This window comes from Faecalibacterium hominis (ex Afrizal et al. 2022), from assembly GCF_049545105.1.
In the GTDB taxonomy this organism is placed as follows: Bacteria; Bacillota; Clostridia; order Oscillospirales; family Ruminococcaceae; genus Faecalibacterium; species Faecalibacterium duncaniae.
Genome location: NZ_CP186860.1, coordinates 1379953 through 1400633 on the forward strand (window position 1 = coordinate 1379953; position 20681 = coordinate 1400633).

A 20681-nucleotide genomic window follows, 5' to 3' on the forward strand; every position below is an offset into this window, starting at 1 on the left:
GTCGGCTCGTCCAGCAGCAGAACTCCGGGCTGCTGGCAGATGGCACGGGCCAGCAGAACGCGCTGGCGCTGGCCGTCGCTGATGCAGTTGAAATCCCGGTCCGCCAGAGGGGCAGCCCCCACCAGCTCCAGCGCATCCCGCACGGCCTGCCGGTCGGCATCGGACAGGATGCCCAGCCGCCCGGTATAGGGGATGCGCCCGGCGGCGGCAAACTCAAAGCAGGAAGTCAGCTCGGTGCGGCGGGTATGGGGCAGCATCAGGGCCAGCTTCCGGGCCCGGGCCGGGCCGGTGTAATCGGTCAGACTGCGGCCATCCAGCAGGACAGCCCCGCCCAGGGGGGCCAGCTGGCCCGCCAGCGTTTTGAGCAGGGTGGATTTGCCCGCGCCGTTTGGCCCGATGAGGGCCAGGATCTGCCCCGGCACCGCCCCCAGCGTGATGCCGGAAGCAAGGGGCGCACCGCCATAGCCGATGGCCAGTTCTTTCGTTTCACAGAGGTATTTCATCGCACACCCTCCTGACCCCGGCGCACCAGCAGCCAGATGACCACCGGTGCACCAAACACTGCCGTTACGGCGCTGATCGAAAGCTCGGTGGGGGCAAACATGCTGCGGGCGATGAGGTCACACAGCAGGCAGAAGGCCGCCCCGCCCAGGCAGCACCCGGGCAGCACCACCAGCGGCCTTGCGCTGCCGAACAGCTGCTTGACCAGATGGGGCACCGCGATGCCCACAAAGGAGATGGGCCCCGCAAAGGCCGTGACACAGGCGGCCAGCAGGCTGGAAAGCAGCACCAGCAGCCGGGAAAAGGCTTTGACATTGATGCCCACGCTCCGGGCGTAGGCCTCCCCCATCTGGTAGGCGGCCATGGGCTTGGAAAGGCAGAACGCTGCCGCCAGAGCGGGCAGCACCACCAGCGCCGCCGCCTGCACATTGCCCCAGGTCATGCCGGAAAAGCTGCCCTGAGACCAGTTGTGGAGGTTGACGATGTTGCTGTCCTGGGCAAAGGCCACCACAAACTCCGTAACGGCCGAGCAGATGTAGCCGATCATTACGCCGCAGATGACAAGGATGCTCATCCGCTGCACCCGCCGGGAAACCGCCAGCACAAAGGCCATGGAGGCCATGGCCCCCGCAAAGGCGGCTGTGATCAGGGTAAGGGAGCTGGTGAGCAGGCCATGGTTCAGAAAAGCCACCATGACCAGTGCCACGGCCAGCTTGGCCCCGCTGGAAATGCCCATGACAAAGGGCCCTGCAATGGGGTTGGCAAAAAAGGTCTGCAGCAGGTAGCCTGCCGCCGAGAGCGCCGCCCCCAGCAGCACCACCATCACGGCCCGGGGCAGGCGCAGCTGGGTGATGATGCCCACGCTCAGAGCGTCCTGCCCGCGGCCGGTCAGGGCCGCCAGCACTGCCCCCGGTGTCAGGGACACACTGCCCCAGAACAGGTTGGCGGCAAACAACACCGCCAGCAGCAGGGCAAGGATGCCGTAAGAAAGGATCAGGCGCTTTTTGCTGGTCATAGGTTACTCTACTTTCCTCAGAAATTGCAGGTCGGCGGGGTCGTTCTCCGTAAAGACACGGTGCAGGTCGAGCACAAAATCGACCAGCGCCGTGCTCTGCTGGAAAAAGCTCTGGGTGGTGCACCAGACACTGCCGCTCTGCACGGCCTTGAACTCGGCCAGCAGGGGGCATTTTGCCACCAGTTCCTCGGTGGTGTGCACCACGCCCTCAATGGTGCTGTTGTAAAGGAGCACATCGGCATCCTTTGCACCGGCGTAAAAATCCTCCAGCGGCAGGTTCATGGTGGAAAGGTTGTTGCCGTTGTCGGTCAGGTCCGCAAAAACATAATCACCGCCCGCCATCTCGATCATCTGGGCCACATAGTCGCCGCCCTTGCGCACATTGGCAAGGTTGTTGGCTGTGATGGAGAAAAAGGCACAGCGCTTGCCGGTGGAAGCCTGCCCGGCCAGCGGTGCAAGGCGCTCCACCTGCCGGGCGAATTCCTGTTCCGCCAGCTCCTCTTTCCCCAGCAGGATGCCCCAGAACTTGAGCCATTCCAGCCGGGCCAGCGGGCCGCTCTCATAGCTGGAGCGCTCCACCAGCACCGGGATGCCGAACCGTTCCAGCTGCTCCTTGACCTCCGGGGTGTGGTAGATCATGGTGTTCTCGATGGCAAGACCGCAGTTGGCCGCAAGGATCTTTTCATAGTCCGGGGCGCTGTACTTGCCCGCATAGGCAATGCGCCCGGCCTCCATGGCGGCTCTGGCCTCATCCAGATACCAGCCCTCCGCCCGGGTGCCGGAAAGAGTCACGCTGTCCAGCCCATCCAGCGCGAGGAACAGATCCATCACCGAGGTGGAGACAAGGTAGATGTTCCGGATGGGCTGACGCAGCACCGTCACGCTCTCGGGCAGGCCTTCCACCTCAGCGGCATCCTCCGGGGTCACAAGGAACTGCTCCCCCGATTCGGTCAGGGTCAGCATGGTATAGCCGCCCTCATAGCAGTCGGCAGTAAACTGTGTGGCGTAATCCAGCGGGCAGGCATGGTCAAAGACCAGTTCTTCTGTGCTGGCGGGCGCTGTCTCGGAGACGGCGCAACCCGACAGGGCCAGTACTGTAACAGGCAGAACGCGCAGGAATTGTTGTCTCGTCAGTTTCATCAGTTCAGCGCAAAGGTCAGCGTATACTCGATCTCATGGGGGGTGCTCATGGCTACGGTATCAGCAGTGACAGCCAGCGGGGTGCCCAGTGCAGAAACAGGGATCTCAAAGGTGGAGTTGCCCTCGGTGTTGGTGGGCAGATACTTCTCACCATCCACGATCATGTAATCATAATTGGGGCTGCTCCACAGGATGACAGCGGTCATTTTGCCATCCGCCACGGTCAGGACGGCAGGGCTTTCCACGGTGGCACGGCCAGAGCCGCCCTCCAGGGTCACATTCACGCTGTATTCACCGTCCGCAGGGGTCTCGGCAGCTTCCTCAGCCTTGGGCTGTGCATTGCGGATGCTCACGGTGTGGTCATACCACTTGCCCTTGGTCCCGAGGAGTGCCAGCTGGAAGTCCTGGTCCACAGCGGCCACGGGGATATCATAGCCGTAGACCTCCTCCGAGGTGCCGTCGGAGTAAGTGACGGTGTCGGTGGTGGGCAGCAGCCAGTCTGCCTTGTTGGCCTCGGCATCGGCAGCCATGCCAACATACAGGTTGACGATCTTCTTGGAGGCCAGACTGACGTGGAAGGTCATCTGCCCGTTCTCCACGGTCAGGGTGCCCATGCCATCGCAGGCTTCGTTGGCGTGGAACATGCCGCTGTCGGTGTCGAACTCAGCCGTGTACACGCCGTCCGGCAGGGCAGCTTCGGTGCTTTCGGAAGCGGCGGCAGCGCTCACGGCAGAAGCGGCTTCCGAGCTGACAGCAGAGGAAGCAGTGGAAGAAGCCCCGCTGCAGCCGGTGAGGACGGCGGCCAGCATCAGAGAAGCAACGGACAGGGAAACAAACTGTTTGCAGTGCATAAACAAAATACCTCAAAAATTCAGAATTTGAAATGGGAGTGTTTCTCCTCATGCGGGGAAGCTCTCCATAAAAAATGCCCGAAAAGATCTCTCCCTTCGGGCATTGGAATGCGGAATATTAGCCGTTCAGGGAATCAATGGCGGCTTTGGTGTGCTCAATGTAGCGCTGCTGGATGTCCTCGATCTCACCCAGACCGGCGATCTGGCACTCCACGGACGCGAAGTCACCGGAGGCCTGGAACTGGCTCAGCCAGGAATCGTCATCCGCACCGGCCATATCGTTGTTGGCGTGGTCACCGGCAACGACCATCAGGGGGCGCAGGATGACCTTGGTGTAACCGGCGGCCTTGACAGCCTCGATGACGTTCTCGCAGGCGGTCTCTTCGGGCTCACCCTCTACCGTGCCGATGAACACGTTGCTGTAGCCCAGGGTCTGCATGGCGGTCTGCATCTGGCTGTAGCTCACTTTTGCAGTGTGGGAGGTGCCGTGGCCCATAAAGACGAAGGCGACCTTCTCCTCAGCAGCGGCCTCCAGGCTGTCGAAACCGGCATCCTTCACAGCAGCAGCGGTAACGGCCTTGGCAACAGCTTCCTTGTCGGCGTTGATGACTGCAGCATCGGCACCAACCTCGCCCAGCAGGGGCTCGGCAACGGCGACGCTCTCGAACTTGTCCTTGTACTCGTCGATCATCTCCATCATCTCGTCGTACTCTGCACCGTGCATCAGGTGGGTGGGCTGGACGACCAGGTTCTTCACGCCGTTGGCCACAGCGCGGTCCAGAGCCTGCTGCATGTTGTCGATCTTCTCGCCGTCGCGGGCCTGAACATGGTTGATGATGATCTGTGCGGTGAAGGCGCGGCGGACAGACCAATCGGGATAAGCGGCCTGCAGCGCATCCTCGATGCCCTTGATATCCTTCACTCGGCTGTCGTTGAAGGAGGTGCCGAAGGAGACCACCAGCAGCTCATTCTCGCCGATGTCGTCCTGATTGCGGCTGTCGTCCTTGGAAGCATCGCCGGTGTCGCGGCCAAAGTAGTCAGGGTCAGCCTCTTCGCCCTCGACCAGCTCCTTCTGGGCATCGGTCAGGGCATCCCATGCGGCCTTGGCGGCCTCACACTGGGCATCGGTGTCATCGGTGCGCTCCTGCACATAGATGGCATCGATCAGGTCTGCAACGTTCTTTGCGGCCAATTCGTCAGCCTCCTCGCCGGAAACCTCGCTGCTGGCAGCAGATCCTGCCGTGCTGGAAGCAGTGGTGCTGCTTGCGGCACCGCCGCAGCCGGTCAGTACACCGGCGCAGAGGGCCAGAGCGGTCAGAGCGGCCGCTGCTTTGTGGATGGTGCGTTTTCTCATTTTTGTTCGTTCCTTTCCTGTTTTTGAACATAATTTTTGCTGAACAGAAGGTACAGGAAAGAGTGCCCGGCAAAACAAAAGGGGCCTTTCTGCTTGCGGGACGGCAAAGCAAAAAGGCCCTTTTCAGTTTTTTCAGGCTTTTTGGGTACAACCAATTCCTCGTGATCTGGGGCTTGCGCCCCCGTACCAACAGCGGGCAGGTTTCCTGGCTGAAAGCTCAACATCCACCGCCGCCTTCCCGGAACATACGTTCCAGTGACCGGTGCAGCTGCACCCTGGCGGTAAACTCCCTTATCACAGTGACGAGATCGTGCGGGATTTGCACCCGCTTCCCTTTTAACATACCTGCCCCCGGCCAGAGCCGCGGGCGGTACGCACCTGCTGTTTTCTATTCAGTTCGCTGTTCAGTATAACATACTCAACGGAGGAATGCAATCACCACTCCGGGGAAACTTCCGGGCTCACAGGCGGTGTTTTTTCCCCGATCAGGGCCACCGCCACATCGTTGACATTGGTGCCCGTTGCCCCGGTGATGATCAGGCCATCCACTGCTTTCAGGGCGTGGTAGGAATCGTTGTTCTGCAAAGCAGCGTATCCGCTCCAGCCCCCGGCCTCCAGCGCGGCAAGGGTATCCCCATCCACATAGCCGCCGGCGGCATCGGTGGGGCCGTCTGTGCCATCGCTGCCCACAGAGAACACCGCCGCGTTCAGCCCGGCAATGGCAGGCGCAGCCGCAAGGGCCAGCTCCTGATTTCTTCCGCCAAGCCCTTTTCCGGTCAGGTGAACGATGGTCTCGCCGCCCGCGATGTAGGCCAGCTTTTTCCCCTGCCCTGCCTGGGTGCGGACAATGGAGCCAAGAAAGCTGCCTGCTTCCCGTGCTTCGCAGCAGAGTTGGTCGGTCAGGAGAACTGGTTCATATCCCAGATTCCGGCAGGCACTGGCCGCGGCACGGCAAAGCTCCCGCACGCTGCCGGTGATCCGGGTGGTCACATTGTCCAGCGTTTTGGGCGTTTCCTGCGCCAGCAGGGCCCGGGCCTGTGCTGAGAGTGCCAGATGATACTTTTCGGCAACGGCAAGCGCCTGGGCGCAGGTGGAGGTATCCGGCACCGCCGGGCCGCTGGCGATCATATCCAGCGGATCCCCCAGAATGTCGCTCAGCACGATGCTGAACACCTGTGCAGGGGCACAGCGCTGCGCGAACCGCCCGCCCTTTACACCGGAAAGCCGCTTGCGGATGGTATTCATCTCCACAATGTCGGCCCCGCTGGCCAGCAGCTGGCTCGTGATGTCCTGCAGCTCTGCCCCGGGAACGAGCGGCTGCTCGAACAGCGCACTGCCGCCACCGGAAAGCAGGAACAGCACCGTATCCCCGGCGGTCAGCCCCTGCACCAGCTCCAGCGCCTTTTGGGTGGCCGCAAAACCGTTTGCATCCGGCACCGGGTGGCCCGCCTCATAGCAGGTCACACCTGGGATCTCACCTTTCACATGGCCGTACTTGGTCACGACCACGCCGCCATCCACCCGGCCCAGCGTTTCAACCGCCGCGTGTGCCATCTGCCAGGCCGCCTTGCCCGCCGCCACCAGAAGCACCCGGCCCTTCCCGGGCCGGAGATCCCGCAGCGCGCGGCGCACCGCCTCATCCGGCAGAACAGCGTTCAGGCTGGAACGAAGGATCACATCCGCATCCAGGCGCAGTGCAGCATTCATAGACTCGCCCTCCTTGCAGCGGTGCCCGCCCCTCCGGGACAGCGCACCGAAAACAGCCGAATAAAAAATCAAGACCGACGATCTCTTTTGAAATCGTCGGTCTTGTTTCAATCCGAGTGGCGAGAATCGAACTCACGGCCTCTTGAACCCCATTCAAGCGCGCTACCAAAACTGCGCTACACCCGGACATCTGATCGAGCTTGTCACTCACAGCTCAATCAGTATACCCGAAGAATGGTGTTTTGTCAAGCACTATTTTCAAATTTCTTCTTCATTTTCGGCAATGGCCGTTGTGCTGCCCACCGGCTGCGGAAACTCCACCGTAGCCAGCGCCACAGCGAACACGCTCTGCGCACCGGCATCCAGCAGAGCCTGCGCGCAGGCCGAGGCCGTGGCTCCGGTGGTCAGAACATCGTCCACCAGAAGGATGCGCTTTCCCTCCACAGCCTCCGGCCGGGCTACCCGGAAGTCACCCGCCACATTGGCCAGCCGCTCGTCAAGGGAAAGTCCTTCCTGCCGCCGGGTGGAGCGGGCACGGGTCAGCGCGTCTGTGACCACCGGCACGCCCACCGCCCGGGCAAGGGGCTGTGCCATCCGCTCCGGCACATTGTAGCCGCGCTTTTTGCTGGAGGCCGGTACTGGAAGGATGCAGTCGTAACCCCTATCAAGGCCCGGCACCGGTTCGGGCAGGGGCTCAGAGCCGCACATTCTGATCTCGCTGCCAAAGAGCAGGCGGGCCATCTCCACGCCCAGTTCCACAGCTGCCCAGGGCGCGCCCTGATATTTCGCCCGCAGCACCGCGCGGCGGACAAGGCCGGTGTATCGGTAGGGCGCGGCTGCCCCATCCAGCCGCCCCAGGTAGTGCTCGGAGCCGCGCAGCCGCATGGAGGGTGCACGGCGCAGCTCTGCCAGCCCATCGGCGCAGTCCGGGCAGGCAGGCTGGTTTCCCAGCACCCGATCACAAAAAGGGCAGCGGCGCGGGTAAAGCACCCAGCGCAGCTGCCGCAGTGTGCGGCTCAGGCCGCTGTAATAAAGCATCAGTCGTTCTTGACCGCAATGATGACGCGGACCTTTTTTCCGGCAGCGCAGCCGAAATTATCGTACCAGCCGGTCAGCTGGTAGCCGTCCGCATCCACCTGAGCCAGCTTGGTGGGGTAATACTGGCCCTTGTACCACAGGTAGACCTGCACATTGTCGGCCATCTCGTAGCGTTCATTGCCCGAGAGCACCGAGGCCGCGCCGACCTTGTCGATCTTCAGGGGCATCAGCTGCATCATGGCCTTGACAGAGCCGGTGGTCTCCTGCCGCACGGCAATGCCGCCCGCCAGCACCGGATACTTGATGGCCGTGGTGTAGCTGGCCACCGCGCCGTTGACGTAGCAGATATAGGTCGCCCCGCCGCCGATGTAATTGAAGATCTGCTTGAAGGGGGTGCCCGTGATCTCCGCGATCTGCTGGAAGCCAATGCTCATCAGGGAGCCGGTGTTGCTGGTCAGCTTCTGCCAGGCCGTGCTCAGGATATCGCCCGAAACGATGCCCCACAGGATCTCGCTGGTGGTTGGCACCAGCAGGTTGGACAGGCGGTCTACCGCCGTGGCACCGGTCACAGTGGTGGTGGTATCCGAGGTAGAGCCAGAGCCATCGGTGCCGCCCGTGGCCGCTCCGGTGGTGGTGCCTGTCGTGGTCCTGGTGCCGGAAGCGGAATCTCCCGCCGCAATGCTGGTGACAAGGCTCTTCAGGTCAGAATAATTCATGGCCAGATTTTTCACATCGTCCAGCACGCCGTAGCTCCACAGGTCGCCGGTTACATCGTTCAGGATGAGCCGGTCGATCTGTCCGGCATCGTTGACGGTATAGTAGCGGACATCGAGGTCACTCAGTGTTACCCCCGATAAGCGGCTGGGACGAACCGTCCCAGCCACACCCTCCGAAGTTGTATCCAGAATCTCTACATCGTCGGCCAGGGCGGCAGCGCCCAGCGCAGTGGCATTGGTATTGATGGTGCCGTTGACGCGGCGGTCATCGATGTGTTCCACGCTCTCGCCCTCCGGGGTGACCTTGATCTCTACCAGCCACCCCTGCGGAAAGTTCAGGCTCTTGTCCACGTTCACAATGCGGGCAATGCCATCGGTGCACATGACGGAGACTTTCTGCAGAACATCCGCGCCGTTCTCTTCCACCAGACTGCGGGTGGCGGTCTGCACGACACCGTAGAACACGCTGTCGGCTTCCTCGCCGGTCACGATCCCGGCAGCCTCATTGTTCATGCCCAGCAGCAGGGTGACGACCTCGCCCACGCCGCCGCCGTTGAGGGAGGACACCTGGGAGGCCACCGCAGAGGAACCCAGCGTATAGCTGGTGCCTGCCACCGTTACACTGGTGGGGGCGCTGGCACTGGGCGAAACTGCCGTGATGCGGCCAGCGGCGCGGCGGGTGTAGACCCACAGCGTCTGTAAACTCTCACTGTAATAATACACGTCGTATTTGTTCAGTTCCGCAGATTCCGACGCTTTATCGTTGCGGTAGACCATCTTGGGAACAAAGGGCAGCTGGACCGTATCGCCCGCCACAAAGGGGCCCTTCAGGCTCTTGAGCATGACGCTGGAGGTATCCACCTGACCGTTGGAGACCGTGAAGCCCAGGCTGCTGCCGTAGGCACTGCCGCTGGCGGTGTTGGCTGTCAGGGCGTTGTAGAACAGCAGGGCGCACTCCTCGTAGTTGAGCACCTCGCCCTGGCTGCGGTCCACCTGATTGCGCAGGCCCAGCTCACTGGCCTTGTTCAGCTGTGCGTTGGGGAAGGAGCCGCTCAGGTCGGTCATCTTATAGCCCATCAGCTTGAGGATGGCCGTGACCGCCTCTTCCAGCGTCACGGCATTGTCGGGCCGGAAAGAGCCGTCGGTGTAGCCGTTCATCCAGCCGTTCTGCACCGCAATGCGGACATAGGGTGCATAGGGCGAAGTGCCGGGCAGGTCGGTGAACAGGGTGCCCACCGTGCCCTGAGAGCCCACGCTCTCGCGGTAGGTGGAGTAGGACACCAGCATCCGGGCCAGCGCACCGCGGGTGACCACAGCGTTCAGAGCAGCCTGCTGGCTGCTGTCCATCGCGTTCAGCGTGATGGACAGCTGGACCGCCGTGTTGGCGTTGCCCGCTGCCGATGCCGGCAGCACCAGCATCGACACGGCAATGCTCACCGCCAGCAGAAATGCAAGGATTCGCTTTTTCATGGAAAATCCTCCTTAAAATAGTTTCTAATGTATTCCGGGTTGCGGCTCCCAGCGTCTGCTTCGTGCAAAGCCTTGCACTTGCATCCTGCTGGCCGCGGCCCCAACAACTCCTCCCTTCATCCGCCACTGGCGGCGGTCGTCGTTGTTGCCCCTATCAGGGGAGCTCCGTAAGGCGCTGGCAAAGCCAGACCGAAGCGGTAAGAGGTTTAATCATATCTCAGCGCTTCAATGGGGTTGAGCCTTGCGGCGCGCTTGGCGGGCAGGTAGCCGAACAGCACACCGATGCCCACTGAGATGCCAAAGGCCACCACGATGGAGTTGAACGAGGGGCTGACGGTCACATCAATGCTGCTGGAGATCATAGGCAGGATGCGGTTTGCCGCCATGGACACGATATAGCCAAGGACGATGCCCAGCACGCCGCCCAGTGCGGAGGTGGTGGCGGCTTCCACCACAAACTGCGACAGGATCACCCGCTCCTTGGCACCCAGTGCCTTGCGGATGCCGATCTCCCGGGTGCGCTCGGTCACCGACACCAGCATGATGTTCATAATGCCGATGCCGCCCACCAGCAGCGAGATGCTGGCAATGCCGGTAAGGATGATGATGACCATGTTGATCATCTCGTTCATCTCCTCCAGCCACTCACTGGCGCTGTAGATGTAATAAGCGTTGTCGCTCTTGAGCAGGTCGTACAGGCCGCTTTCCACCACCGCCTTGGCCTCGTTGGCCCGGCTCTCGTCCGTCATAATTGCAACAAAGTTTTTGGCACTGGACTGGTTTGAGAGCCGCATGGCCGTGGTGTAGGGCAGATAGACGCAGTCATCGTCTGAGCCCTGCTGCATGTTCTTGTCCGTCACCTTGGCGTTCAGCACGCCCACGATCCGGAACTTGTAGGCCCCCAGCTTGATGGTCTGGCCCACCGCGTTGCCGCCGTAGGCCACCCGGTTGAGGTAATCGCCAATGATGCAGACCTGCTTGTTGTCCTTGATGTCCATGTACTGCAGGCCGCGCCCCTGGGCGAGGGTATAGTTTTTCATCTCGGCGTAGTGCTCGTCCACACCGTAAACACTGGTGCCGTAGCGGTAGGTCGTGGTGCCCACCTTGGGGGTGTTGTTGCTGAAATCGATCTGGGGCGAGACTGCGGAGATGAGCTCCTTGTTCTTATCCGCGATCTTATACACATCCTCCACCGAGGCGGTGCGGGAGCCGTAGCCCCAGACCTGAATGGACAGGGCATTCGTGCCCAGCGCCGAAAAGCTGTCCCGCATGCTCTGGGTCATACCGTTGCCCAGACCCACGATGACGATGACCGCCATGACACCGATGATGATGCCCAGCATGGTCAAAAAGGTGCGGAGCTTGTTGCTCCACACGTTCTGGAGGGCCTGACGGAAGGTCTCAATGATCATTTGTTCCCCTCCTGTTCTGCCGGTTCAAAGTTCAGCGTCGGCTGGACGATGGCTTCCGGCGCGCGGGAGTCGCCATCGTAGACCACCTGACCATCCTCCAGCCGGATGATGCGGTCGGCCTGCACGGCAATGGAGTTGTCATGGGTGATGAGCACCACCGTATGGCCCTGTCCATGCAGGTCCTGCAGCATTCCCAGCACCTCGCGGCCGGTGTGGCTGTCCAGCGCGCCGGTGGGCTCATCAGCCAGAATGATCGCCGGGTTGCGCACCAGCGCCCGCGCGATGGATACGCGCTGCTGCTGGCCGCCCGAAAGCTGGTTGGGCTTGTTTTTCAGCTTATCGCCCAGCCCCACCTGCTCCAGCACCTCGCGGGCCCGGCGGTGGCGCTCGGCGCGGGGGATGCCCGCATAGACCAGCGGCACCTCCACGTTTTCCAGCAGGTTCAATTTGGGCAGAAGATTATACTGCTGGAAGATGAACCCCAGCATCTCGTTGCGGATGGAGGCCAACTCGTTCCGGCTCATCTTGCCCACATCCCGGCCGTTCAGCCGGTAGGTGCCCGCCGTGGGCACATCCAGACAGCCGATGATGTTCATGCAGGTGGACTTGCCGGAGCCGGACTGGCCCACAATGGCAACAAACTCGCCTTTTTCTATTTTCATGGTGATGTGGTCGGCAGCTTTTACCGTGGTGTCGCCCATCTGGTAATACTTGCAGACCGCATCAAATTCGATCAGAGCGCTCATTCCATCCTCCCATCAGAAGATCATCATGCTGCTGCCATCGTCATAGTAGTAGCTGTCGCTGCTGACCGAGTTGGGGTCGTAACCAATGGTGTCCCCCTCCTGGATGCCGCTGACGATCTGGGTGTAATCATCATCGCTGACACCGGTCTTGACGGCCACATAGACAAAGCCCTCGGGTGCCTCCATGGTGGTATCCGCCTTGGAAGCGCTGGGGGAATCCTGGGTCACCAGCACATAGCCGCCCCGGACGATGGCCGCATTGGGCACGGTCAGGGCATTGGCAGCCTCAGCCACCACGATCTCAGCGTTGGCGTTCATGCCCGGGCGCAGGCCGTCGGTCTCGTCAATGCGGATGGTCACCGGGTAGGTAGTAGTACCGCCGTTGGAAGCGCCCTTCATGGAGACGCGGGTCACAGTGCCCACATAGTTCTTATCCTGCACGGCATCGGCTGTGATCTGCACTTTCTGGCCCACAGACAGGGAGCTGATCTGCAGTTCGTCCACGTTGATGACCATTTCCAGATAGCTCAGGTCATAGATGACGCAGAGGGTATCGCCGGATTTGACCGCGTCGCCCACCTTGGCATCCTTTTCAATGATGGTGCCGCTGATGGGAGAGGTTACGGTATAGTTGGCCATGGTATCCTGCAGGTTCTGCAGGGAGATCTCAGCGCTGCGCAGGGTCTCAGAGGCCGACTGGATGCTCTCGGTCAGGTCATCGCCGCTCAGCTCGATCAGGATATCGTTCTTGGCAACAGTCTGGCCCTCCTGCACATGGATGGAGGTCACGGTGCCTGCGGCCTGTGCGGTCAGGGTACGCTCTGCCTGATAGCCAAAGGTGGCAGAGCCGATGGAGCTGACCCCGTTGATGGAGGCGGTGGCCGCCTGCGCGGTGGTCAGGCCGCCTGCATTCCGCACGGCAATGGTCACGGTGCGGGTGAGCAGGTTGCCGGTACTCAGTGCATCCGTTCCGGTCACGCTGGTCACGGTGCCGTCCAACTGCTCAAAGGTGCCGTCCAGCGTCACCTGGGCGGTCTGGCCCACGCTGAAATTGGCGGCATCAGCGGCGGGGAATTCCAGCGTCAGCAGCATTTTGGAGCTGTCGCGGATGATGGCGACCTCCTGCCCGCTGGTCACCTCGTCGCCCTTGGCGACCTTCAGGGTGCTCACGGTGCCATCCACTTCGGCACGCACATACTGGCGGTCCACCACCTTGTCATAGCTGCGCTGTGCCTGCTGCATGGCGATCTCGGCCTTTTCAAAATTGGTGGAAGCATCCGAGCTGTCCAGCGTGTAGAGGATGCTCCCCTCATCCAGCACATCGCCCTCCTCAAACTCGCCGGTGAGCACCTTGCCCTCCACCAGAGATTTCACGGTGTAGGTGTTGGCAGGGTTCAGGGTACCGGTGCCGCTCAGGGTGTTGGAGACATCCCGCACTTCAGGGCTGGCTTCCAGATAGCTGGGGTCCACGGCTGTGGTGCTGGCGCTCTTGGGCTTGAGCAGAAACACACCGCCCGCGATCACCACACAGACCACCGGCACGAGCCATTTCCAGTTCTTCTGCAAAAACAGCACCGGGGCCTTGGCAGTCTGTGCCGCAGACGTTTCCGTGCCCGGGTTCTCCGCGCCGTCCTTCTTCTTGTTCCAGATCATCATGTTCCTCCTATCAGATTCAGGCCCGCCGGAGGGCGGCCTGTCAGATTCCTTTCCTATGTATAGGTGTAGTGTATCGCATTTTGCCCGGATACACAAGCGTCCAAATTTCGTTTGAACGCTTTTCAGCAAATTTTCACAGATTGTAAACCTTTGCGCAAATCGCAAGTTGACCTGCCTGCCGCTTTCTGGTTTAATCGGGACGTTGTTTATACCAAATCAGAGGAGGATTTTTTACCATGAATCAGACCAGTAAGTTCTCGGTGCGCGATATCTGCTACGCGGGCCTGTTTGCCGCCGTCATCGCCGTGATGGCACAGATCTCCATCCCCATGCCGCTGGGCGTGCCCATGACCATGCAGACCTTCGCCATCACGCTGGCTGCCGTGGTGCTGGGCTCCAAGCTGTCCGCCATTGCCACGCTCGTTTACCTGCTGCTGGGCGCTGTGGGCGTGCCGGTGCTGGCCAACTTCTCCGGCGGCATCGATAAGTTTGTCGGCCCCACCGGCGGCTTCCTGATCTCCTTTCCCATCATGGCCTACATCATCGGCCTGGGCGTGGAGCACAGGGATGCCTTCAAGGGTGCTTTCCCCGTGGCGGTTGTCGTGGGCACTGTGGTCAACTATATCGTGGGTGTCATCCTGTTCGTGATCGTCGCCCACAGCACCGTGTCCGTGGCTGTTTCTGCCTGCGTTCTTCCCTTCATCCCCACCGCCATCATCAAAGCTGTGCTGGCCTGCGTGCTGGGCCTGAACATCCGGAAGCGGATCCCGGGGGTAAAAAAGGCATGAGCATCGTACTGCGCCCGCATCACCTGCTCTGCACCCAGGGCTACTCCGGCCATGGCTACAGCGAAGCCTTTGTGGAGCACATGAACGATGTCGTTCACCAGCTGCGGGAGGTGCCCGGGACGAAGATCCAGCTCACCTTCTCCACCGACACCCTCTGTTCCTGCTGCCCCAACAAGCTGGGCACCGACCTGTGCGACACACAGGAAAAGGTCAAGCGATACGACCGCAAGACCGTGGAGTATTTCGGGCTGGAGGAAAAGGAATACGACTACCAGGCCCTCATCCGGGAGATCGATGCAAAAGCCACCCCCGAGATGCTGGCCGATATCTGCCGGGACTGCTGCTGGTTCCCCATCAGCGCCTGCTGCAAGAATATCTGCGAAGGCAAATACGTGAAATAACATTTTCCCCTATACAAGAGGCCGCCGTGCAGGAGATGATCCTGCACGGCGGCCTCTTTGTTTTATTCTGTTTCTGCGGCCTGCACCGTTACATAGACCCCGGCGGGGACACAGGCGGCCCAGGCATCCTGCTCGCTCAGCCAGCCGAATTGCTCGCACACATGGTCCGGGCACTGACTGTCGAGGAAGGCAACGGCCCCATCTTTTACCTGCAGATGCACGATGTAATCGCCCACATCATACAGATAATCGTGGTCCTCGTCCAGCGGGATCGTTTCGGTGATGCCGTCGCCGAAATCGACCACGGCCACCAGCGGCTCCGCTTTGGGGGCGTTGGCGCGGTACAGCACGAACAGGAGTGCTGCCGCGGCCAGCACCACGGCCGCAAAGATCAGATTTTTCTGCCAGCTTTTCAGGCGTTTCATGCAGCGTACTTGCTGGCAGCTGCGCCTGCAATGCGGCCAAAGACAGTGAAGTCAGCCACGGCGTTGCCGCCCAGGCGGTTTGCACCGTGGACACCACCGGTCACCTCACCTGCTGCGAACAGGCCGGGGATGACCTCGCCGTTCTCGTTCAGGACTTCGGTGTTGGTGTTGATCTTCAGGCCGCCCATGGTGTGGTGCACGCCTGCGGTGACCTTGATGGCATAGTAGGGAGCGGTATCCAGCTTGTTTGCAAAGCTGGTGCGGCCAAAGTCGGGGTCGTTCTTGGCCTCAACATAGCCGTTCCAGGTGTTCATGGTCTCGGCAAAAGCAGCCTCATCAACGCCCATTGCCTTGCCCAGTTCCTCATAGGTCTCACCGGTCACGGTGTAGCCCTTCTTGATGTAGCCCTGGATGACACTGGAAGCATCCACCATAGCCTGATCCACCACCAGCCAGCTGTAGCTGCCGGTCTGAGCGATCTCGGCAGCGGAAACCACATCACGGGTACCGACTTCATCAATGAAGCGCTTGCCCTCGGCATTGATCAGCACAGCACCGTCGCCGCGCAGGCCCTCGGTGATCAGGGCAGCGGTGTTAGCCTCCACGGTGGGGTGGATCTGGATCTGATCCATATCCACGGTGTCAGCACCGATGGCCTGTGCCATCTTGATGCCCTGGCCCAGGATGCCGGGGGCGTTGGTGGTCATAAAGCCCTTCAGCTCGGGTTTGTACTCAACGACCATATCGAGATTTGCGCCGAAACCGCCGGTGGTCAGCACCACAGCCTTGGCATTGATGGTGATGGTCTCACCGGAAGCACCGGTGGCCTTGATGCCAACAGCAGCGCCGTTGTCATCGGTCAGGATCTCGGTGGCGGTGGTGTTCAGCATCATCTGAACACCAGCCTTCTGGCAATTCTCCTCCAGCAGAGGGATCATGTAGGAACCCACGGAAAGAGTCTTGCCCTCAGCGTCCACCGGGCGGTGGATTCGCTTGACGGATGCGCCGCCGAAGCTGGAAACACTGTGCAGGGTGATGCCCTGCTCACCCAGCCAGTCGATGGCATCAGCGCTGTTGGAGCACAGGGTCTCCACCAGAGCAGGGTCATTGATACCCTTGCCGCCGATCATGGTATCCAGCTCCATCAGCTCAACGCTGTCAAAGTAGCCGGTGGGGTTGGCCTGGTAGGCAGCCCACTGCTCGGCCACGGTAGCAGCCAGAGCGGTGATGGTCTCGTTGTCAGCATACTTTTCAGCAGCGGTCTTCAGGGTCTTTTCGACACCGGCAGACTCGCCGAACTCGTTCTCATCCTGATACACGGTCTTGCCGGCGTTCATGCCGCCGGTAGCGCGCACGGAGTTGCCGCCCACCACGGGCTGGCTCTCCACGACGACAACGCTCTTGCCCTCGCTGGTGGCAGTCAGGGCAGCGGTCATACCTGCGCCGCCTGCGCCCACGATGACGATGTCGGTATCAACGGTAGAGTCCTCAGCAGGCTCAGCGTTGTTCTCCACAGCGGTCTGGAAATCCTCAGGCTTCAGACCAGCAGCGGTAATGGCAGCAGCGGCTGCCTCCTTGATGGCATTGGAGGTGATGGTTGCGGTAGACACGCCGTCCACGGCAATGCTGCCGCTCTCGGCGATCTCGCCGGGCAGCTGCTCGATTGCCTTGGAGCCCACGCCCTCGGTCTCATCGGCACCCTCAGCGGTGCAGCCGGTGATCTTGCCGTCGGTCAGGGTCAGGGTAACGGTAACATCGCCGCCAAAGCCCTTGGCAGTGCCGGTAAAATCGCCGGTAGCACCAGCGCCGGTGGTGGAGGCGGGCTTGCTGCCGCAGCCGTAGCCCAGCAGGCTCACTGCAACGACAGCGGCCATGGCCAGCGCTGCAATGCTCTGTTTCATCTTCGTATTTTTCATGGTTTCTTCTTTTTCCTTCTTAGTTGAAGCAACGTTGCAGGCAGTTAGCCTGCGCGAACATATCTCAGCATAAAAAGGGGGCTGCCCATTCGGAAGGCAGCCCCCTTTGCCGAACTAGGAAAAGATCAGGCGTTGGCCTGTGCAGCAGCAACAGCGCAGGCAACGGTAGCGCCGACCATGGGGTTGTTGCCCATGCCGATCAGGCCCATCATCTCAACGTGTGCGGGCACGGAGGAGGAACCTGCGAACTGAGCATCACCATGGACGCGGCCCAGAGAGTCGGTCAGGCCATAGCTTGCGGGGCCTGCAGCCACGTTATCGGGGTGCAGGGTACGGCCCGTGCCGCCGCCGGAAGCGACGGAGAAGTACTTCTTGCCGTTCTCGATGGCCCACTTCTTATAGGTACCTGCAACCAGGTGCTGGAAGCGGACGGGGTTGGTGGAGTTGCCGGTGATGGAGCACTGAACGTCCTCCTTCTTCATAATGGCAACGCCTTCCATAACGTCGTTTGCGCCGTAGCACTTGACAGCAGCGCGCTCACCCTCAGAGAAGGGGATCTCCTTGACGACGGTCAGGGTCTGGGAGGGGATATCGTACTCGGTCTGCACATAGGTGAAGCCGTTGATACGGGAAATGATGTAAGCTGCATCCTTGCCCAGGCCGTTCAGGATAACACGCAGGGGGGTCTTGCGGACCTTGTTTGCAGTGCGGGCGATACCGATAGCACCCTCAGCAGCAGCAAAGGACTCGTGGCCTGCCAGGAAAGCGAAGCAGGTGGTGTCCTCGCTCAGCAGACGAGCGCCCAGGTTGCCGTGGCCCAGACCGACCTGACGCTGCTCAGCAACAGAGCCGGGGATGGTGAATGCTTCCAGACCTTCGCCGATGGCAGCAGCGCACTCGGCAGCGTCGGTCAGGCCGCGCTTGACGGCGATGGCGGTGCCCAGGGTGTATGCCCAGACAGCGTTATCAAAGCAGATGGGCTGCACGCCGCGCACGATCTTGTCGCAGTCGATGCCCTTAGCGAGGAGCATCTCGTTGCAAGCGTCCAGAGACTCCAGGCCGTTGGCCTTCAGGCATGCCTCGATTTTCGGCATACGGCGATCCATAGATTCAAAAGTTGCCATGAGTTGTTCCTCCTCTCTTATTCCTCACGCGGGTCAATGTACTTGACAGCGCCCTGCTCCTTGCTGAAGCGGCCGTAAGTACCCACGTTCTTCTCGTAAGCCTCGTTGGGGGTCTTGCCGTGACGGATATCCTCCATCATCTTGCCCAGCTTGACGAACTGATAGCCGATGACCTCATCGTTGGCATCCAGAGCCAGCTTGTTGATGTAGCCCTCGGTCAGCTCCAGGTAACGGACACCCTTGGCCTTGGTGGAGAAGATGGTGCCGGTCATGGAGCGCAGGCCCTTGCCCAGGTCATCCAGACCTGCGCCGATGGGCAGACCGTCCTCAGAGAAAGCGGTCTGGCTGCGGCCGTAGACGATCTGCAGGAACAGCTCGCGCATTGCCACGTTGATGGCATCGCACACCAGGTCGGTGTTCAGAGCTTCCAGAATGGTCTTGCCGGGCAGGATCTCGCCAGCCATAGCGGCAGAATGGGTCATGCCGGAGCAGCCGATGGTCTCCACCAGAGCCTCCTCGATGACACCGTTCTTGATGTTCAGAGACAGCTTGCAGGTGCCCTGCTGGGGTGCACACCAGCCCACACCATGGGTGTAGCCGCTGATGTCCTTGATCTCATAGGCCTTGACCCATGCGCCCTCTTCGGGGATGGGAGCCGGACCATGCTTAGGACCTTTGGTGATCGGGCACATATTCTGTACTTGCTGCGAATAGGTCATAATCATACTCTCCTTTTGACAAATTGATGCCATTGGCAGGGGGTGTCCTGCCGTTTGCATTGACCGGCTGCGCCGCTCTCTTCCGCGCCACGCCGGTACTACCACGCATGATTTTATTATAGAGAACCTTGGCGGAATTTGCAAGACGTTTTGCGGATTTTTTCACAAGCATTTTTAACGGTTATATTCCACTAACTAGCACTTTCACCGCTTTCACTGCCCAGTTCGTCACATTTCTATCATATTTGTCAAAAGGAATATCTTGCGCTGTCCGGTTCAGTTTTTTCTGGGCGGTTGTTGGGCCCTGACAGGCCGGAGCGCCCAGATGCACACAAACCCCGCCGCCGCGCCTGCCATGGCCAGCCAGTGCCGCCCGGTGGCAAGACCCCACAGGTTCGCCGCAAAGGGGAAGGCAAGGCTGCCCACGCTCTGTCCCAGCGCCAGAAAGCCGTAGTTTACCCCGGCATGGGGCAGGCCGAACAGGTCGGTGGAGAGGGAAGGCAGCACCGCCGCCAGCGCCGAATAACAGAAGGTGAGCCCTGCGTACACAGCCACAACGAGCCAGCCCTGTGCGAACAGGAAGGCCGCTGAAAGCCCCAGCGACACGCCGAACAGGATCAGGTCAGTGGGGCGGCGGCCGATCCGGTCGCTGAGCAGGGGCATCAGCAAGCGGCCCGCCGCGCTGCCCACGCTGCCCAGCACCACACTCCACAGGGCAGCGCCCTCGTCCAGGCCCCGCTCCATGCCCAGCTTTAAGATGATGGGGCTGAACAGCAGCACCGCCGGGGTGGAACAGCAGACCGCTCCGGCGCAGAGCCAGTACTGTTTTGTTCTGAGCATCTGCAGCGGGGCAAGGTCGAGGGCCGGGGTGCCCTTTCCCCTGCCCTGCTCTTCGGGCTTCTGCTTTGCCGGGGGCGGGTCGGTGAGCAGGGCACTGCCCACAAGGCAGACCGGCAGCGTGAGTGCCCCCAGCGCCCAGAACGCCCCCCGGATCCCCTGCACAGGGCCAAAGCCCTTCAGCGCCGTGCGGACGAATCCGGTCAGGAACGCACCGCTCAGACCCACCGCGCCGCCAATGACCCCCGTGGCAAGGCCCTTGCGCCCGGCGTACCATTTCTGGGCACAGGACTGGATGGACGGGTAGAGAAACGCCGTGCCCAGCCCCGCCGGAATGCTGAACACTGCCCAGAACCATACTCCCTTCTCCCCGGGCAGGAGGGCCGCCGCAAAGAACCCGCCGCAGAGCAGGCCGGTGCCCCACAGCGCCGCGCAGCGCGGGCCTTTTTTATCCTGCAAAAAACCACCGATGACGCATCCCACCCCGAACGCTGCGATCAGGATGCCGAACGCATAGCCCGCGCCGTCCTCGGTCAGGCTGAACTCGTCCATCACCGGCTGCTGGAACACGCCCCACGCCGCAGGCAGGCCCGTCAGGATCTGAATGGCCGCCCCCGCCGCCAGGATCGCCCAGGGGTGTTTTGCTGCAAACTGCTTCATCTGTTTTATCACCTCGTTCTGTCAGTGTGCCCTTTTTCATTGACAAAACGGCATGATTCTTTATAATTAAAGATGTTCAAATTAAAATAACTTCACCCTCTCCGTCAGTGCTGACGCACTGCCACCTCCCCCAAAGGGGGAGGCTCTGGCGGTTCTTTGAAAAGCCTCATCTGGGATTGCCCTTGGCTCTCCCTTTGGGAGAGCT

17 protein-coding genes, 1 tRNA gene, 1 pseudogene and 1 riboswitch are annotated in these 20681 nt (G+C 61.1%); of the genes and pseudogenes, 2 read left to right on the forward strand and 17 right to left on the reverse strand.

Going from position 1 to position 20681, the window contains the following annotated elements; genetic code table 11:
• Positions 1-8: 8 nt before the first annotated feature.
• From ACKXGA_RS06640 to ACKXGA_RS06695, 12 genes and pseudogenes are all read right to left on the reverse strand, one after another.
• Positions 9-503 (reverse strand): annotated as a pseudogene (locus ACKXGA_RS06640) (ABC transporter ATP-binding protein); the annotation flags it as partial.
• Positions 500-1516, reverse strand: coding sequence for a FecCD family ABC transporter permease (locus ACKXGA_RS06645; RefSeq protein WP_423730329.1), 1017 nt, complete (start codon positions 1514-1516; stop codon positions 500-502). The gene ACKXGA_RS06645 and the pseudogene ACKXGA_RS06640, both read right to left, overlap by 4 nt.
• Before the next feature lie 3 nt (positions 1517-1519).
• Positions 1520-2656 (reverse strand): ABC transporter substrate-binding protein, encoded by a 1137-nt coding sequence (locus ACKXGA_RS06650; RefSeq protein WP_423730330.1) that lies wholly within the window; start codon positions 2654-2656, stop codon positions 1520-1522.
• Complete coding sequence (locus ACKXGA_RS06655; RefSeq protein ID WP_423730331.1) at positions 2656-3507, reverse strand: iron transporter; 852 nt, start codon at positions 3505-3507, stop codon at positions 2656-2658. Before ACKXGA_RS06655 ends, ACKXGA_RS06650 begins: the two co-directional genes overlap by 1 nt.
• Positions 3508-3625: 118 nt before the next feature.
• Positions 3626-4861: a sirohydrochlorin cobaltochelatase gene (locus ACKXGA_RS06660; RefSeq protein WP_097773372.1), complete on the reverse strand. Its 1236-nt coding sequence runs from the start codon at positions 4859-4861 to the stop codon at positions 3626-3628.
• 178 nt (positions 4862-5039) lie between these two features.
• Positions 5040-5258: riboswitch (cobalamin riboswitch) on the reverse strand.
• 38 nt (positions 5259-5296) lie between these two features.
• Positions 5297-6568, reverse strand: coding sequence for a glycerate kinase type-2 family protein (locus ACKXGA_RS06665; RefSeq protein ID WP_423730332.1), 1272 nt, complete (start codon positions 6566-6568; stop codon positions 5297-5299).
• A gap of 111 nt (positions 6569-6679) precedes the next feature.
• A tRNA-Pro gene (locus ACKXGA_RS06670) sits at positions 6680-6754 on the reverse strand.
• A gap of 72 nt (positions 6755-6826) precedes the next feature.
• Positions 6827-7606, reverse strand: a complete 780-nt coding sequence (locus ACKXGA_RS06675) for a ComF family protein (RefSeq protein WP_423730333.1) — start codon at positions 7604-7606, stop codon at positions 6827-6829.
• Complete coding sequence (locus ACKXGA_RS06680) at positions 7606-9792, reverse strand: S-layer homology domain-containing protein (protein WP_423730334.1); 2187 nt, start codon at positions 9790-9792, stop codon at positions 7606-7608. Before ACKXGA_RS06680 ends, ACKXGA_RS06675 begins: the two co-directional genes overlap by 1 nt.
• Positions 9793-9998: 206 nt before the next feature.
• On the reverse strand, positions 9999-11204 hold the full coding sequence (locus ACKXGA_RS06685; protein ID WP_423730335.1) for an ABC transporter permease: 1206 nt from the start codon (positions 11202-11204) through the stop codon (positions 9999-10001).
• Positions 11201-11950, reverse strand: a complete 750-nt coding sequence (locus ACKXGA_RS06690) for an ABC transporter ATP-binding protein (RefSeq protein ID WP_005935028.1) — start codon at positions 11948-11950, stop codon at positions 11201-11203. Before ACKXGA_RS06690 ends, ACKXGA_RS06685 begins: the two co-directional genes overlap by 4 nt.
• Before the next feature lie 12 nt (positions 11951-11962).
• Complete coding sequence (locus ACKXGA_RS06695; RefSeq protein ID WP_423730392.1) at positions 11963-13603, reverse strand: HlyD family efflux transporter periplasmic adaptor subunit; 1641 nt, start codon at positions 13601-13603, stop codon at positions 11963-11965.
• Between the two features lie 239 nt (positions 13604-13842).
• Here ACKXGA_RS06695 and ACKXGA_RS06700 point away from each other — a divergent pair, with 239 nt between their 5' ends.
• Positions 13843-14394 carry a biotin transporter BioY gene (locus ACKXGA_RS06700; RefSeq protein WP_035394764.1) on the forward strand — a complete coding sequence of 184 codons (552 nt, stop codon included), beginning with the start codon at positions 13843-13845 and terminating at the stop codon, positions 14392-14394.
• Positions 14391-14795, forward strand: coding sequence for a DUF1284 domain-containing protein (locus tag ACKXGA_RS06705; RefSeq protein WP_005935032.1), 405 nt, complete (start codon positions 14391-14393; stop codon positions 14793-14795). The genes ACKXGA_RS06700 and ACKXGA_RS06705 overlap by 4 nt, the downstream gene beginning before the upstream one ends.
• Before the next feature lie 62 nt (positions 14796-14857).
• Here the strand turns inward: ACKXGA_RS06705 and ACKXGA_RS06710 are convergent, their stop codons facing one another.
• The 5 genes from ACKXGA_RS06710 to ACKXGA_RS06730 all read right to left on the reverse strand — a co-directional run bounded on the left by ACKXGA_RS06710 (position 14858) and on the right by ACKXGA_RS06730 (position 20476).
• Complete coding sequence (locus ACKXGA_RS06710; protein WP_097771554.1) at positions 14858-15220, reverse strand: NusG domain II-containing protein; 363 nt, start codon at positions 15218-15220, stop codon at positions 14858-14860.
• Entirely contained in the window at positions 15217-17136 is a 1920-nt protein-coding gene (locus ACKXGA_RS06715; protein WP_423730336.1) for a flavocytochrome c, read from the reverse strand. The genes ACKXGA_RS06710 and ACKXGA_RS06715 overlap by 4 nt, the downstream gene beginning before the upstream one ends.
• 125 nt (positions 17137-17261) lie before the next feature.
• On the reverse strand, positions 17262-18260 hold the full coding sequence (locus ACKXGA_RS06720) for a GGGtGRT protein (protein WP_097801401.1): 999 nt from the start codon (positions 18258-18260) through the stop codon (positions 17262-17264).
• A 17-nt stretch (positions 18261-18277) separates the two neighbouring features.
• Positions 18278-18979: an iron-sulfur cluster assembly scaffold protein gene (locus ACKXGA_RS06725; protein WP_035394767.1), complete on the reverse strand. Its 702-nt coding sequence runs from the start codon at positions 18977-18979 to the stop codon at positions 18278-18280.
• A gap of 276 nt (positions 18980-19255) precedes the next feature.
• On the reverse strand, positions 19256-20476 hold the full coding sequence (locus ACKXGA_RS06730; protein WP_423730337.1) for an MFS transporter: 1221 nt from the start codon (positions 20474-20476) through the stop codon (positions 19256-19258).
• Positions 20477-20681 lie beyond the last annotated feature (205 nt).

Coding starts and splice junctions, on each gene's coding strand:
- ACKXGA_RS06660 (WP_097773372.1), bottom strand. CDS start 4,861: ATGAGAAAACGCACCATCCACAAAGCAGCGGCCGCTCTGACCGCTCTG.
- ACKXGA_RS06710 (WP_097771554.1), bottom strand. CDS start 15,220: ATGAAACGCCTGAAAAGCTGGCAGAAAAATCTGATCTTTGCGGCCGTG.
- ACKXGA_RS06680 (WP_423730334.1), bottom strand. CDS start 9,792: ATGAAAAAGCGAATCCTTGCATTTCTGCTGGCGGTGAGCATTGCCGTG.
- ACKXGA_RS06705 (WP_005935032.1), top strand. CDS start 14,391: ATGAGCATCGTACTGCGCCCGCATCACCTGCTCTGCACCCAGGGCTAC.
- ACKXGA_RS06650 (WP_423730330.1), bottom strand. CDS start 2,656: ATGAAACTGACGAGACAACAATTCCTGCGCGTTCTGCCTGTTACAGTA.
- ACKXGA_RS06715 (WP_423730336.1), bottom strand. CDS start 17,136: ATGAAAAATACGAAGATGAAACAGAGCATTGCAGCGCTGGCCATGGCC.
- ACKXGA_RS06720 (WP_097801401.1), bottom strand. CDS start 18,260: ATGGCAACTTTTGAATCTATGGATCGCCGTATGCCGAAAATCGAGGCA.
- ACKXGA_RS06665 (WP_423730332.1), bottom strand. CDS start 6,568: ATGAATGCTGCACTGCGCCTGGATGCGGATGTGATCCTTCGTTCCAGC.
- ACKXGA_RS06725 (WP_035394767.1), bottom strand. CDS start 18,979: ATGACCTATTCGCAGCAAGTACAGAATATGTGCCCGATCACCAAAGGT.
- ACKXGA_RS06690 (WP_005935028.1), bottom strand. CDS start 11,950: ATGAGCGCTCTGATCGAATTTGATGCGGTCTGCAAGTATTACCAGATG.
- ACKXGA_RS06645 (WP_423730329.1), bottom strand. CDS start 1,516: ATGACCAGCAAAAAGCGCCTGATCCTTTCTTACGGCATCCTTGCCCTG.
- ACKXGA_RS06695 (WP_423730392.1), bottom strand. CDS start 13,603: ATGATCTGGAACAAGAAGAAGGACGGCGCGGAGAACCCGGGCACGGAA.
- ACKXGA_RS06685 (WP_423730335.1), bottom strand. CDS start 11,204: ATGATCATTGAGACCTTCCGTCAGGCCCTCCAGAACGTGTGGAGCAAC.
- ACKXGA_RS06675 (WP_423730333.1), bottom strand. CDS start 7,606: ATGCTTTATTACAGCGGCCTGAGCCGCACACTGCGGCAGCTGCGCTGG.
- ACKXGA_RS06700 (WP_035394764.1), top strand. CDS start 13,843: ATGAATCAGACCAGTAAGTTCTCGGTGCGCGATATCTGCTACGCGGGC.
- ACKXGA_RS06730 (WP_423730337.1), bottom strand. CDS start 20,476: ATGAAGCAGTTTGCAGCAAAACACCCCTGGGCGATCCTGGCGGCGGGG.
- ACKXGA_RS06655 (WP_423730331.1), bottom strand. CDS start 3,507: ATGCACTGCAAACAGTTTGTTTCCCTGTCCGTTGCTTCTCTGATGCTG.